Below are 13081 nucleotides of genomic sequence, written 5' to 3'. Positions count from 1 at the left end.
GGGAATGCGGTCATTGCTGATGAGGAACGTCGCCGCCTGCGCCGTCGTGGCGCTGGGCGCCGTGTCGGTCGGGACGATGGAGGCCCGGGCGAACACGCTCTACGACATCACCGAGATCAAGAAGGCGACGCCGTCCTGCGAGGCCAATCCCGGCGCTCCGTGGGTCGGCCGCGTGTCGGGCAGCGTCCAGGACGACATGACCGACGAGATCATCCCGGTGTCGTTCGTCGGCTGCTTCAACAGCCAGCCGGTCTGCGAGGCCTGGAAGGAAAAGACCAGCGGCTTCATCACCGGGCCGATCATCCAGTACAAGTGCGAGCACCGTTGAGCCGCAGGACTTGAGCCGCAGGACGTGAGGGGCAGGGCGCGCTGACGCGGACGTCGGCGCGCCGCCCGTTGCCTCACACCGCCAGGTACTGCTCGCGCAGCTCGGCGTTGTCGAGCACCTCCCGCGACGAGCCGTCGAACACGACCTGGCCCATGTCGAGGATGATCGCCCGGTCGGCCAGATGCAGGGCGGCGATGGCGTTCTGCTCGACGATGATCGTCGTCAGGCCGATCGACTTGATCTGCTCCAGCGTCCGCTCGATCTCCTGGACGATGACAGGCGCCAGCCCCTCGTAGGGCTCGTCGAGCAGGAACAGCTTCACCTCGCGCGCCAGCGCCCGGGCCACCGCCAGCATCTGCTGCTCGCCGCCCGACAGCGTCACGCCCTCCTGGCGCCGGCGCTCGCCGAGCCGCGGGAACAGCTCGAAGATCCGCTCCTTCGACCAGCCGATGGGCGGGGCGATCTGGGCGAGGTCGATGTTCTCCTCCACCGACAGCCCCTGGATGATCCGCCGGTCCTCGGGCACCAGCGCGATGCCCTTGCGCGACGCCTCGTGGGCCCTGAGCTTGTGGACCGGCACGTCGTCGAGCCAGATCTCGCCCTTCTTGAGGTCCGGCGTGCCGACCCGGGCGATCGAGCGCAGGGTGGAGGTCTTGCCGGCGCCGTTGCGGCCGAGGAGGGCGACGATGTCGCCTTTCTTCACCTCGAAAGACACGCCCTGCACGATGTAGCTCTCGCCGTAGTAGGCGTGGATGTCGCGCACCGAGAGGAACGGGGCGCCGACGGCGGTCGGCTCGGCCCGATGGTCGAGGGTGTCGGTCGTGCTCACAGGTGCGCTCCTCCGAGATAGGCTTCCTGCACCTTGGGATTGCCTTTGATGTTTTCGGGCCGGTCCTCGACGATGACGGTCCCCTGGGCCATCACCGTCACGTAGTTGGCCAGCGAGAACACCACGTGCATGTCGTGCTCGATGACCACCATGGTCTGGCCGCGCCGCTCGCTGATGTCCTTCAGGAGGTCGATGGTCCGGTTGGTGTCGTGGCGGGCCATGCCGGCCGTCGGCTCGTCGAGCAGCAGCAGCTTCGGGTCCTGGCTCAGGCACATGGCCAGCTCCAGCCGCCGCTTGTCGCCGCGCGACAGGCTGTTGGCGATGACGTTCGCCTTGTCCGCCAGCGCCACGTCGGCGAGGTTCGACATGGCGTGGTCGCGCACCTCCGCCTCGCCGTCGAGCCGGCTCCACGGGTTCAGCTTGAAGGTGCCGTCGCGGTGGGCCAGCGACGGGATCATCACGTTGTCGAGCAGCGACAGCTCGCCGAAGATCTCCGGCGTCTGGAACACCCGGCTGACGCCGATCTGGTTGATCTCGTAGGGCCGCACGCCGATCAGCGAGCGGCCGTCGAAGGTCACCGTGCCGGAGTCGGGGATCAGCCGGCCGATCAGGCAGTTGAGCAGCGTCGACTTGCCGGCGCCGTTCGGACCGATGATCGCGTGGACGGTTCCCTGCTGCACCGACAGGGTGACGTGGTTGAGCGCCTTGAGGCCGCCGAAGGCCTTGTTGACGTCGTTGACCTCGAGGAGGCCCGTGCTCGCGCCCATCATCGTGCGGCCTGCGGCTGGTCGGCGGCAACGGCCGCGGTTTCCGGGCTGTCGGGTTGCTTGCGGCCGATCCGGACGAGGCGGCGCAGGCCCTCGATGATGCCGCCCGGCAGGAAGATCACCACGATCATGAACATCAGGCCGAGGGTGAGCTGCCAGCCGTCGCCGACGAACAGGCCGGTGACGGAGATCAGCGGTTCGCGCACCGCATCGGGCAGGAACGAGAGCGCCTGCTCCAGGGTGCGGTCGTTGAACGACGAGAAGATGTTCTCGAAGTACTTGATGATCGCGGCGCCGAGCATCGGGCCCATCAGGGTGCCCGCGCCGCCGAGGATCGTCATCAGCACGACCTCGCCGGACGCCGTCCACTGCATGCGTTCCGCGCCCGCCAGCGGGTCGGTGATGCACAAAAGCGCGCCCGCCAGCCCCGCGTACATGCCGGAGATGATGAAGGCGGAGAGCGCATAGGGCCGGGTGTTGAGGCCGGTGTAGCCCATGCGGTTCTGGTTGGTCTTCACCGCCTTCAGCATCAGGCCGAAGGGCGAGCGGAAGATCATCAGCGCCGCCCACGAGACGATGATCAGCAGCACCGCGCAGAAGTAGAAGCCCGCCATGCCGGTCAGGTCCATGCCGAACAGGTTGGCGACCAGCGGGCCGGTCTCGCTGCCGTTGCCGTCGAAGATGCGCGGGTCGCTGCGCAGCACGCGCAGGCCCGTCTCGCCGTTGGTGATAGGCGTCAGCACCGAATAGGCGAGGTTGTAGGACATCTGGGCGAAGGCCAGCGTCAGGATCGAGAAGTAGATGCCCGACCGCCGCAGCGACAGGAAGCCGATCACCAGCGAGAAGAGCGCCGCCGCGATGATCGCCAGGATCACCGCCGGGATCGGGTTCATGCCGAGCAGCTTGAAGCTCCACACGGCGGTGTAGGAGCCGACGCCCAGGAACGCGGCGTGGCCGAACGAGAGGTAGCCGGTCAGCCCGAACAGGATGTTGAAGCCCGTCGCGAAGATCCCGAAGATCGCGAACTTCTGCATCAGGTCGGGGTAGGCGGCGCCGATCGGCCCGAGCCAGAACGGCATCGTCAGGATGGCGACGGTGAAGATCGCCATGAGGACCAGGTCGCTGGTCAGCGAGTCTCTGTCGAAGAATGCCAGCATGTCAGCCCTCCATCACGCCTTTGCGGCCCATCAGACCGCGCGGCCGGACCAGGAGGATCACGACGGCCACGAGATAGATGATGATCTGGTCGATGCCCGGGAAAATGGACTTGATCTCGTTCATGGAGGCGAACGACTGCAGGATGCCCAGCAGGAAGCCGGCGAGAACCGCCCCGCTGAGCGATCCCATGCCGCCGACGACCACGACGACGAAGGACAGGACGAGGAAGTCCATGCCCATGTGATAGTCGGGTGGCAGGATCGGCGTGTACATCACGCCGGCAATTCCGGCGACGACGGCGGCGATGCCGAACATGATGGTGAAGCGCTTGCCGATGTCGATGCCCAGGATGCCCACGGTCTCGCGGTCGGCCATGCCGGCCCGCACCACCATGCCGAAGGTGGTGAACTGCAGGAAGGCGAACACCGCGCCGATCACCACCAGCGAGAACGCCAGGTAGACCAGCCGCCACCAGGGATAGGAGATGGCGTTCGGCGGAAAGCCGAGCGCGACGCCGATGTCGGCCGATCCGGACACCAGGTCCGGCGCCGGGATCGGGATCGGGTTGGCGCCGAACCAGACCTTGATGATCTCCTGGATGACGATCGCCAGTCCGAACGTCACGAGGATCTGCTCGGCGTGCGGGCGGCGGTAGAAATGCTTGATGAGGCCGCGTTCCATCACGATGCCGACCACCAGCATGATCGGGATGGCGATCAGGATGGAGAGCGGGACCGCGTAGTTCAGCAGCATCTGGCCCGTGTCGCCCAGCAGCGCCTCGATGTACGGCGCGCGGATCTCCATGGGCGTGCCCCATGGCGTCAGCTTCGTCGGATCCAGGGTGACGACGTCGAGGTTCAGGAGCTGGTAGATGCCCACCGCGCAGAACGCGCCCAGCATGAACAGCGCGCCATGCGCGAAGTTCACGACACCGAGGGTTCCGAAAATGAGGGTGAGGCCGAGGGCGATGAGGGCGTAGGCCCCGCCCTTGTCCAGCCCGTTGAGAACTTGCAGGAGAATCTGGTCCATCGCGATGGTCTTCTTCCAATCCGCGAACGCAAGACGGGCGACGGCCGGACCCGAGGACCGGCCGTCTGGCTTCGCTAGGCGGTTAGCCTAGGCGCCGCTGTTGCACTGACCGAGGTCTCCGCCGGCGAACATCTCGTTGTCGGGCTCGTACCAGACCTGCTTGGCCGGCACTTCTTCGACCACCTCGAGGAGGTCGTACTGGTTGGTCGGGTTTTCCGTACCCTTCACGACCAGGACCGGCTTGAAGCACTGATGGTCGGCGGCGCGGTAGAGCGTCTGACCGTTGCCCATGCCGTCGAACAGGAAGCCCTTGTTGGCCGGCGAGTCGATGCCGGGCAGCGAGTCGCTGCCCTCCAGCGCGGCCACGATGGCGCAGGGGTTGAAGGTACCCGCGCGCTCGGCCGCATCGGCGTAGAGCAGGGCCTGCACGTAGCAGGTCTGGGCGGCCTGCGACGGCGGCTGGCCGTACTTCTGGCCGAACGACTTGACGAAGGCCTGGGTGCCCGCGTCCTTCAGCTTCCAGTCCCAGTTGGCGGAGCCGAGGATGCCCTTCACCGCCTCGCCGGCACCCTGAGCCATCAGCTCGGAGTAGAGCGGCACGACGATCTCGAAGTTCTTGCCGTTGACCTGCTTGTCCTTCAGGCCGAACTGCACCGCCTGGGTGAGCGAGTTCACCATGTCCTTGCCGTAGTGGTTCAGGACCAGGACGTCGGCGCCCGAGTTCAGCACCGGGGTGATGTACTGGGAGAAGTCGCCGGCGCCGAGCGGCGTGCGGACGGCGGCAACGGTTTCCCAGCCCATGGCCTCGGTGGCGGCCTTCATCGACTGCTCCTGGGTCCAGCCCCAGGTGTAGTCGGCGGTCAGGTGGTAGGCCTTGCGGTCGGTGCCGTATTCCTTCTCGAGCACCGGCGCCAGCGCGGCGGCCGACATGTAGGCGTTGAAGAAGTGGCGGAAGCCGTTGGCCCGCTTGTCCTTGCCGGTGGTGTCGTTGGAGTGGGTGAGGCCGGCCATGAAGATGATGCCGGTCTCCTGGCAGAGCGACTGCACCGCCACCGCCACGCCCGACGACGAGCCGCCGGTGATCATGATGGCGCCGTCCTTCTCGATCATCCGCTTGGCGGATGCGCGGGCGGCGTCGGACTTGGTCTGGGTGTCGCCGGTGACGAACTCGACCTTCTTGCCGAGGATGCCGTTCCCCTTGAGCGCGGTCGGCTTCATCGTGTTCAGCATGCCGCCGTCGCCCTCGCCGTTGAGGTGCTCCACGGCGAGCTGGTAGGCGCGCAGCTCGTCGGCGCCCTCATCGGCGTACGGGCCGGTCTGTGGCACGTTGAAGCCGAGGGTAACCGTCGATCCGGTGGGGGCGTTCAGGTAATCCGCGGCCGTCGCGCGCCGAATGAACAGGTGCGGGGCAACCAGCGCGGTACCGCCAAGCACGGCGCCACCTTTGAGGATCGTCCTGCGGGACGTCCCGGTCTTCAGAATGCTCATCATTTCCTCCCGGAGCTTGTCGGAGCGGGCTGCAGGTGTGGATCCCTGCTTCTGCCCATAGAGATGGCTACGACAAGCTCCCCACAACCGGCAATGGCGAAGCGGGGGGCTTGCAAAGTTCTGTAAATTCCGGTCGCATGGCCACCATTGGCTGTTAAGAAATTTACAGAGCTCACAAGAGTCACCGCAGCCGGCCTGGGAGGGTTGAATGGTTCGTGTCCCCATCGGACAACGTATACGCGAGCGGCGCCGGCGCGCCGGAATGGCCCAGGCGGCACTCGCCAAGGTGGTCGACATCTCGCCCGCCTATCTGAGCCTCATCGAGCACGACAAGCGCTACATCGGCGGCAAGCTGTTGCGGCGGATCGCCGACGCGCTGGAGCTCGAGCTCGACTACCTGACGGCCGATCAGGACAGCCGACTGGTGGAATCGCTGATGGAGCTGTCGGCGGCGAGCGGGCTGGAAGGCCTCGACGCGGAAAGCGCCGCCAGCCTTGTCGGGCGCTACCCGGAATGGGCCCGCGCCTTCATCAAGCTGCACGGCAATCTGCGCGACGCCACCGAGACCGCGCTCGCCCTGTCGGAGCGCCTCAGCCGCGATCCGGAGCTGATGACGCTCAGCCACATGATGCTGACCCAGATCACCTCGGTGCGCTCGTTCTCCGAGATCCTCGCCGAGCACGACGACCTCGACGCCGCCGAGCGCCGCCGCTTCGCCGGCATCATCGCCAGCGAGAGCGATGCGCTCACCTCCAGCGCCCGCGCGGTGATCGACACGCTCGAGCACTCCGGCGACGCGTTCCGCCCGGCGTCGCCGTCCCGCGAGGTCGACGACTTCATCATCGACAACCGCAACTATTTCGCCCCCATCGAGGCGGCCGCGGCGGTCCTGCGCGACGAGCTCGGCGACGACCGCATCCTGTCGGAAAGCGTGCTGACGGAGCGGCTGTCCGCCCGCCACGGGATCCAGGTGGTGCACGGCCAGCCGCCGTGCGCCAGCGACCCCTCCGGCCGCCGTCTCGTGCTGGCGGAGGGTGCCACCTCGTCGACGGTGCGCTTCCGCCTCGCGCAGCGGCTGTGCCGGATCGAGTTCGGGGAGCTGTTCGAACGCATCGTGGAGACCGCCCGCGTCACCAGCGAGGAGGCCCGCGTGCGGGTGCTCCAGGCGCTCGCCCGCTATGCCGCCGGCGCGCTGCTGCTGCCGTACGAGCTGTATCTGCGCAGCGCCGAGGAACTGCGCTACGACCTGGAGGCGCTCGGCGCGCGCTTCGGCGTCAGCTTCGAGCAGGCCGCCCACCGCCTGGTGACGCTGCGCGAGCCGGGCAACGAGGGCGTGCCCTTCGCCTTCCTGCGCGCCGACCCGGCCGGCAACATCTCCAAGCGCTTCTCGATCCCCGGGCTGCGCATGCCGGAGTTCGGCGGCGCCTGTCCGCGCTGGCCGATCTACACGGCGTTCTCGTCGCCCGACCAGATCGTCAGCCAGCTCGCCGCGATCCCCGGCGGCGCGCGCTATCTCTTCATCGCCCGGCGGGTGACCAAGCCGTCCACCGTGCACGGCCGACCGACGACGGTGTTCAGCGTCATGCTCGGCTGCGACGCCCAGTACGCCGACCGGATCGTCTACGGCGACGCCTACTCGTCCCGCCGCGACAGTGTGCTGTCGCGGGTCGGCTTCGAATGCCGCTCCTGCCGGCGCGAGGACTGCGAGCAGCGCGTCCACCCGCCGATCTTCCGGCAGGCGTCGGCGCGCGGCGCGGACGCGCCGTACGGTCCGCCGGCCCGCGATCCGGCGCCGGTCGAGCGCACCCGCGAGGAGGCCTTCGCCGATGGCCGCTAGCATCCCGCCGGGCGACGGGGAGGGCGCCCGTCCGCTGATCCTGATCGCCGAGGACGAGCCGTTCATCGTGGAATCGCTGACGTTCCTGCTGGAGCGCCAGGGCTACGCGGTGGAAGCGGTGCGCGACGGCGCCGTGGCGCTCGCGCGCCTGTCGTCCGACCCGCCGGACCTGCTCATCCTCGACACCATGATCCCCAGCGAGAACGGCTTCGACGTGCTGCGCCAGCTCCGCCGGATGCCCCACGGCGGCGCCGTGCCGGTGCTGGTGCTCACCGCCAAGGGCCAGGACAGCGACCGCCGCCAGATGATGTCGCTGGGCGCGGACGAGTTCGTCACCAAGCCGTTCTCCAACCAGGACCTGCTGGCGCGGGTCGGGCGGCTGCTCGGCAACGGGGACGCACGCCGATGAGCCGGGGGCCCGCCCGCGATCCGGAGCGCATCGTCGACCTCAAGTGGGCGGTGCCGGTGGCGATGGTGTTCCTGCTGATGCCGCCGATGCTGACCGTGTTCGACAGCCCGGTGCTGATCTTCGGCATTCCGCTGCTCCACCTCTACATGTTCGCCGTCTGGTTCGCCGGCATCCTCGCCACCGCCTTCCTGTCCCACCGCCTCGGCCGCGCGGGAGACGGCCCCGGCGTGCCGCCCCGCGACGGAGGCTGAGCCATGCTCGAGCCGGGCGTCATCGTCGCGGTCGCGGGCCTCTATCTGAGCGGGCTGTTCCTGCTCGCCTTCATCTCCGACCGGCGCGCCGAGCGCGGGGTGAAGGGCATCATCAACTCGCCCGTCGTCTACACCCTGTCGCTGGCCGTCTACTGCACCTCCTGGACCTTTTACGGTGCCGTCGGCTCGGCGGCGCGCAACGGCGTCGAGTTCGCCACCATCTACATCGGCCCCACGTTCGTGTTCGTCGGCTGGTGGCTGTTCCTGCGCAAGCTGGTGCGCATCTCGCGGGCCCAGCAGATCACCTCGATCGCCGACTTCATCTCGGCGCGCTACGGCAAGAGCTCGGCGATTTCCGCGGTGGTCACGCTGATCGCCATCGTCGCCATCGCGCCCTACATCGCGCTGCAGCTGAAGGCCGTCGCCACCAGCTTCGAGGCGATCGCCCGGCCGTCGCCGTTCGTCGACGGCACCACCTCGCCGCCGGGCCTCCTCAGCGACACCGGCTTCTGGGTGGCGGCGTGCATGGCCGTCTTCGTGATCCTGTTCGGCACCCGCAAGATCGGCGCCGACGAGAGCCATCCGGGCGTCGTCGCGGCGATCGCGTTCGAGTCCATGGTCAAGCTGTGCGCGCTGATCGCGGTGGGCGTGCTGGTGGTGGCAGGGTTCGCCGGCGAGGACATCCCCGGCGTGCTGTCGGCCGACTGGACGCCGCGGGTCGCGCACCTGGCGACGCTCGCCGAATCCGACCGCAGCCGCTGGGTGGCGATCAGCTTCCTGTCGGCGGCCGCGATCATCTGCCTGCCGCGCCAGTTCCAGGTCGCCGTGGTGGAGAACCAGGACGAGCGGCACCTGAAGACGGCCGCCTGGCTGTTCCCGCTCTATCTGCTGCTGATCAGCCTGTTCGTCGTGCCGATCGCCATCGCCGGCATGACGCTGCTGCCGGTGGGCTCCAACCCAGACCTCTTCGTGCTCACCGTGCCGCTCGCCGCCGGCTACGAGTGGATCGCCATCCTCGCCTTCATCGGCGGGCTGTCGGCCGGCACCTCGATGGTGATCCTGTCGTCGATCGCGCTGTCGATCATGATCTCCAACCACCTGATCACGCCGCTCCTGCTGCGCACCCGGCTGATCGAGAGTCACGCCCAGGGCGACCTGTCGCGCACCGTGCTGCTGATCCGCCGCGTCAGCATCGTTGCCATCCTCGCGCTGGGCTACCTCTACTACCGCAGCACCGCCGGGCCGAGCGGGCTCGCCTCCATCGGGCTGATCTCGTTCGTCGGCGTCGCCCAGTTCCTGCCGGCGCTGGTGGGCGGCGTGTTCTGGCGGCGGGCGACCCGGGCCGGCGCGCTGTCGGGGCTCGTCATCGGCTTCCTGGTCTGGGCCTACACGCTGCTGATCCCGAGCTTCGGGGCCGGCGGCTGGTCGCTCGGCTGGCTGATCGACGGCGGCATCTTCGGCCTCAGCCTGCTGCACCCGACGGCGCTGCTCGGCCTCGCCGGCTGGGACCCGCTGGTCCATTCGATGTTCTGGAGCCTGACGCTCAACGTCGCCGCCTACGTGTTCGTCTCCATCGGCACCGTCCAGTCGCCGATGGAGCGGCTGCAGAGCGCGCTGTTCGTCGACGTGTTCGCGCGCTCGCCCGCCGCCGAGGAGCCGGTGCTGCCGCGCTCGGCGCGGGCGGAGGACCTCTACCGGCTGAGCGAGCGCATCCTCGGCGCCGAGCGCACCAGCACCGTCTTCGAGGCCCAGGCGGCGCGCCAGGGCAGGGCGGGGCGGCTGCCGCTGCCCGATCCCCAGTTCATCGCCCTGGTGGAGCGCCAGCTCGCCTCGGGCATCGGCGCCTCGTCGGCCGGGCTGATGGTGTCGCGCATCGCCAAGGGCGAGCCCATCGCCGTCGACACCGTGATGGCGCTGCTCGACGAGACCCGCGAGGCGATCCGCTATTCGCGCGAGCTGGAGAACAAGTCCGCCGAGCTGGAGCGCATCGCCGAGCAGCTGCGCGACGCCAACGAGAAGCTCACCCAGCTCGACCGGATGAAGGACGACTTCCTCAGCCGCGTCAGCCACGAGCTGCGCACGCCGATGACCTCGATCCGCTCGTTCGCCGAACTGCTGGTGCAGTCAGATCAGCTCGACGAGGAGCGCGCCCGCCGCTTCGTCACCATCATCGACGAGGAAAGCCGCCGGCTGACCCGGCTGCTGGACGAGATCCTCGACCTCAACCGCATGGAAAGCGGTCAGGTCAACTGGACGATGGTGACCATCGACGCCGCCGTCGTGCTGCAGCAGGCGATGGCGATCATGAGCGGGCTGGCCGAGCGGCGCGGCGTCCGGCTGATGATGGCGCCGCAGACCTGGCCGGCGCTGGTCGACGTCGACGCCGACCGGCTGAAGCAGGTGTTCGTCAACCTGCTGTCCAACGCCATCAAGTTCAACACCTCGCCCGACCCCGAGGTCCGGCTGTCGTTCTCCGTCCTCGACGACCTCGTCGACGTGCGGATCTCCGACAACGGGCCCGGCATTCCGGCCGACGAGCGCGGCCACCTGTTCACCAAGTTCTCGCGCGCCTGGAACGACCGGGCGGGCGACGCCAAGGGCAGCGGGCTGGGGCTGGCGATCTCCATGCAGATCGCCCGGGTGCTCGGCGGCGACATCCGCCTCGTCGCCACCGGCCCGGAGGGCTCGGAGTTCTCCGTCACGCTGCCGCTGTCGCGGCGCCGCCAGGTCGCGCCGCCGTTCGGCGAGGCGGCGAAGTAGGGCTCAGCCCCAGCCGCCGACGAGCCGGTCCACCGCCGCCTCGAACGCGTCGTAGTGGCTGATCACCACGTCGGGGCCGATCTCCGCCATCGGCGTGTCGGTGTAGCCGAAGTCGACGCCGATCACCGGGACGGAGGCCGCCCGCGCGGTGTCCACGTCGGTGCGGGAATCGCCCACCATGATCGCCCGCGCGGCGTCGCCGCCGGCGGCCTCGATCGTGCGCAGCAGGTGCGCCGGGTCGGGCTTGGCCATGCCGTAGGTGTCGGGCCCGGCGATCACCTGGAAGCGGCGGCTGAGGTCCAGCGCGTCGAGCAGCTTGTTGGCCAGCGGCGCGCGCTTGTTGGTGCACACCGCGAACTGCCAGCCGTCGGCCCCGAGCCGGTCGAGTGCCTCCAGCACGCCCGGGAACACGTGGCTCTCGTCGGCGATGTGCTCCACGTAGTAGTCCAGGAACTCGGCGAGCAGCCGGTCCAGCCGCGCATCGTCGGCCGGCTCGGAAATGTCGGTGAGCGCCCGGTGGATCATCGCCCGCGCCCCGTGGCCGATGGCGTTGCGGGCGCGAATCGGGTCGGCGCGGGGCAGGCCCTCGATCGCCAGTACCGTGTTGAGGGCGGCCGTCAGGTCCGGCGCGGTTTCGACGAGGGTGCCGTCCAGGTCGAACACCAGCGTGTGTGGGCGCGTCATGGGAAACTCCGGGTGTGCGGTTCGCCGCCCCGCATAGCAGGAAGCGCCCCGGCGGAACACCGCGGCGGGAGGCCCGGGTCTGCGGCGTTTCACCCGGGAAGCGGCCGCATCCCCGATTCCCCTTTGCCCGAAAATGCTCTAAGTGCACCGGTCAGGTTCGGGCACGGAACGCTTCCGCCCGCACGCAGGCTTGCAATGGGAACGATGGACGCATGAACGATCAGGCTGGCGCGGCATCGATGAAGGAGAAGGCGGCGGCCGCGGCCCTTGCCCACGTCGAACGCGGCATGCGGCTTGGCCTCGGCACCGGGTCGACGGCGGAAATCTTCGTGCGGCTTCTCGGCGAGCGCGTTGCGGAAGGGCTGACCGTCGACTGCGTCGCCACCTCCGAACGCACCGCGACGCTGGCCCGCGAACTCCGGATTCCCCTGTCGACGCTGGACGAACTGCCAGAGCTCGATCTCACCGTCGACGGCGCCGACGAGCTCGACGACCGGCTGCGGCTGGTCAAGGGCGGCGGCGGCGCGCTGCTGCGCGAGAAGATCGTGGCGGCCGCCTCGGCGAAGATGATCGTCATCGCCGACGCCTCCAAGCGCGTCGAAACGCTCGGCCGGTTCCCGCTCCCGATCGAGGTTGTCCCGTTCGGTCTGCAGGCCACGTTGCGCGCGATCGGGTCCCGCAGCCAGGCCCTCGGGCTTGACGGCCCGCTCACCGTCAGGCAAGCGGCGGGCGGTGGATCCTACCTGACGGATGGCGGCCATCTGATCGTCGATGCGGCGTTCGGGCGAATTCCCGAGCCCGAAGCGCTAGCCGAAACCCTCAATTCGGTGCCCGGCGTCGTCGAGCACGGATTGTTCATAGGACTTGCGAGCGCGGCGCTGATAGCCGACACCGATGCAGTCATTCACCTTGTGCCGGCCTGAACCCGTTCGGTCGGTGCGTCAACGAACCAACATGCGGAGATCGTTTATGCGCTTTATCTCCTTGAGCCGTACGGCGGGCGTGGCGATGGCCGCGGCACTCGTAATGGCCGGCTCTTCGAGCCTTTACGCCCAGACGTCGACCGGCTCCGGCCAGTCCGGCGAGCAGCAGACGTTCACGCAGGAGCATCTCCACGCTGCCCAGCGCGCGATCGATGCGTCGAAGGCGACGGAAGGGTTCGACCAGATCCTGCCGACGATCGCCGAGCAGACCACGGGCCTGTTTACCCGCAGCTATCCGGCTCTCGCCGGCCAGATCGAGGAAGTGACCACCCAGGTCGCCATCGAGATGGCCCAGCGTCGCCCGCAGCTCGACCGCACGATCCAGGAAATCTGGGCGCGCCGCTTCTCCATCGAGGAGCTGGACGAGATCACGGCGTTCTACACCTCGCCGATCGGCGAGAAGGTGGCCGACCTCAGCCCCAGCATCTCCGCCCTGTCGGTGGGTGCGTCCAAGCAGTGGGCCGATGCGCTGTCGACCGAGATGGTCGAGGAAGTGCGCCGCCGGATGCAGGCGCAGGGCGCGCCGCTCTAAGCGTGCAGTGACGGCCGGGTCACGCG

Annotated in this window: 13 protein-coding genes; 7 read left to right on the top strand and 6 right to left on the bottom strand. The window is 68.6% G+C overall.

Annotated features, from left to right (window positions below; translation table 11 throughout):
• Window positions 1–13: 13 nt before the first annotated feature.
• Window positions 14–328: a hypothetical protein gene (locus AB7M35_RS03065; protein ID WP_453957156.1), complete on the top strand. Its 315-nt coding sequence runs from the start codon at window positions 14–16 to the stop codon at window positions 326–328.
• A 73-nt stretch (window positions 329–401) separates the two neighbouring features.
• On the opposite strand, the gene AB7M35_RS03060 is transcribed toward AB7M35_RS03065, so the two are convergent.
• The 5 genes from AB7M35_RS03060 to AB7M35_RS03040 all read right to left on the bottom strand — a co-directional run bounded on the left by AB7M35_RS03060 (window position 402) and on the right by AB7M35_RS03040 (window position 5599).
• Complete coding sequence (locus AB7M35_RS03060; protein WP_453957154.1) at window positions 402–1157, bottom strand: ABC transporter ATP-binding protein; 756 nt, start codon at window positions 1155–1157, stop codon at window positions 402–404.
• Window positions 1154–1927, bottom strand: a complete 774-nt coding sequence (locus AB7M35_RS03055) for an ABC transporter ATP-binding protein (RefSeq protein WP_453957152.1) — start codon at window positions 1925–1927, stop codon at window positions 1154–1156. The genes AB7M35_RS03060 and AB7M35_RS03055 overlap by 4 nt, the downstream gene beginning before the upstream one ends.
• Window positions 1924–3081, bottom strand: a complete 1158-nt coding sequence (locus AB7M35_RS03050; protein ID WP_453957150.1) for a branched-chain amino acid ABC transporter permease — start codon at window positions 3079–3081, stop codon at window positions 1924–1926. Before AB7M35_RS03050 ends, AB7M35_RS03055 begins: the two co-directional genes overlap by 4 nt.
• A gap of 1 nt (window position 3082) precedes the next feature.
• Window positions 3083–4111, bottom strand: coding sequence for a branched-chain amino acid ABC transporter permease (locus AB7M35_RS03045; RefSeq protein WP_453957149.1), 1029 nt, complete (start codon window positions 4109–4111; stop codon window positions 3083–3085).
• A gap of 87 nt (window positions 4112–4198) precedes the next feature.
• The gene (locus tag AB7M35_RS03040) at window positions 4199–5599 is read right to left on the bottom strand and encodes a substrate-binding protein (protein ID WP_453957148.1); all 1401 of its coding nucleotides are present in this window, start codon (window positions 5597–5599) and stop codon (window positions 4199–4201) included.
• Between the two features lie 208 nt (window positions 5600–5807).
• Between AB7M35_RS03040 and AB7M35_RS03035 the strand changes: the two genes are divergently transcribed.
• Genes AB7M35_RS03035 through AB7M35_RS03020 form a run of 4 tightly spaced genes read left to right on the top strand, consistent with a single transcriptional unit; the run spans window position 5808 to window position 10856 of the window.
• Window positions 5808–7436, top strand: coding sequence for a helix-turn-helix domain-containing protein (locus tag AB7M35_RS03035; protein WP_453957146.1), 1629 nt, complete (start codon window positions 5808–5810; stop codon window positions 7434–7436).
• Complete coding sequence (locus AB7M35_RS03030) at window positions 7426–7845, top strand: response regulator transcription factor (protein ID WP_453957144.1); 420 nt, start codon at window positions 7426–7428, stop codon at window positions 7843–7845. Before AB7M35_RS03035 ends, AB7M35_RS03030 begins: the two co-directional genes overlap by 11 nt.
• Window positions 7842–8096 carry a hypothetical protein gene (locus AB7M35_RS03025; RefSeq protein WP_453957143.1) on the top strand — a complete coding sequence of 85 codons (255 nt, stop codon included), beginning with the start codon at window positions 7842–7844 and terminating at the stop codon, window positions 8094–8096. The genes AB7M35_RS03030 and AB7M35_RS03025 overlap by 4 nt, the downstream gene beginning before the upstream one ends.
• A gap of 3 nt (window positions 8097–8099) precedes the next feature.
• Entirely contained in the window at window positions 8100–10856 is a 2757-nt protein-coding gene (locus tag AB7M35_RS03020; protein WP_453957141.1) for a sodium:solute symporter family transporter, read from the top strand.
• Between the two features lie 3 nt (window positions 10857–10859).
• Here the strand turns inward: AB7M35_RS03020 and gph are convergent, their stop codons facing one another.
• Window positions 10860–11540: a phosphoglycolate phosphatase gene (gene gph / locus AB7M35_RS03015; protein WP_453957139.1), complete on the bottom strand. Its 681-nt coding sequence runs from the start codon at window positions 11538–11540 to the stop codon at window positions 10860–10862.
• 212 nt (window positions 11541–11752) lie between these two features.
• Here gph and rpiA point away from each other — a divergent pair, with 212 nt between their 5' ends.
• Together rpiA and AB7M35_RS03005 are read left to right on the top strand one after the other, a co-directional pair.
• Window positions 11753–12463, top strand: a complete 711-nt coding sequence (gene rpiA / locus AB7M35_RS03010) for a ribose-5-phosphate isomerase RpiA (RefSeq protein WP_453957137.1) — start codon at window positions 11753–11755, stop codon at window positions 12461–12463.
• A gap of 46 nt (window positions 12464–12509) precedes the next feature.
• Window positions 12510–13055 (top strand): DUF2059 domain-containing protein, encoded by a 546-nt coding sequence (locus AB7M35_RS03005; protein ID WP_453957135.1) that lies wholly within the window; start codon window positions 12510–12512, stop codon window positions 13053–13055.
• Window positions 13056–13081 lie beyond the last annotated feature (26 nt).

It is taken from the genome of Amorphus suaedae (genome assembly GCF_053629675.1).
This window is presented reverse-complemented; position numbering and strand designations above follow the sequence as displayed.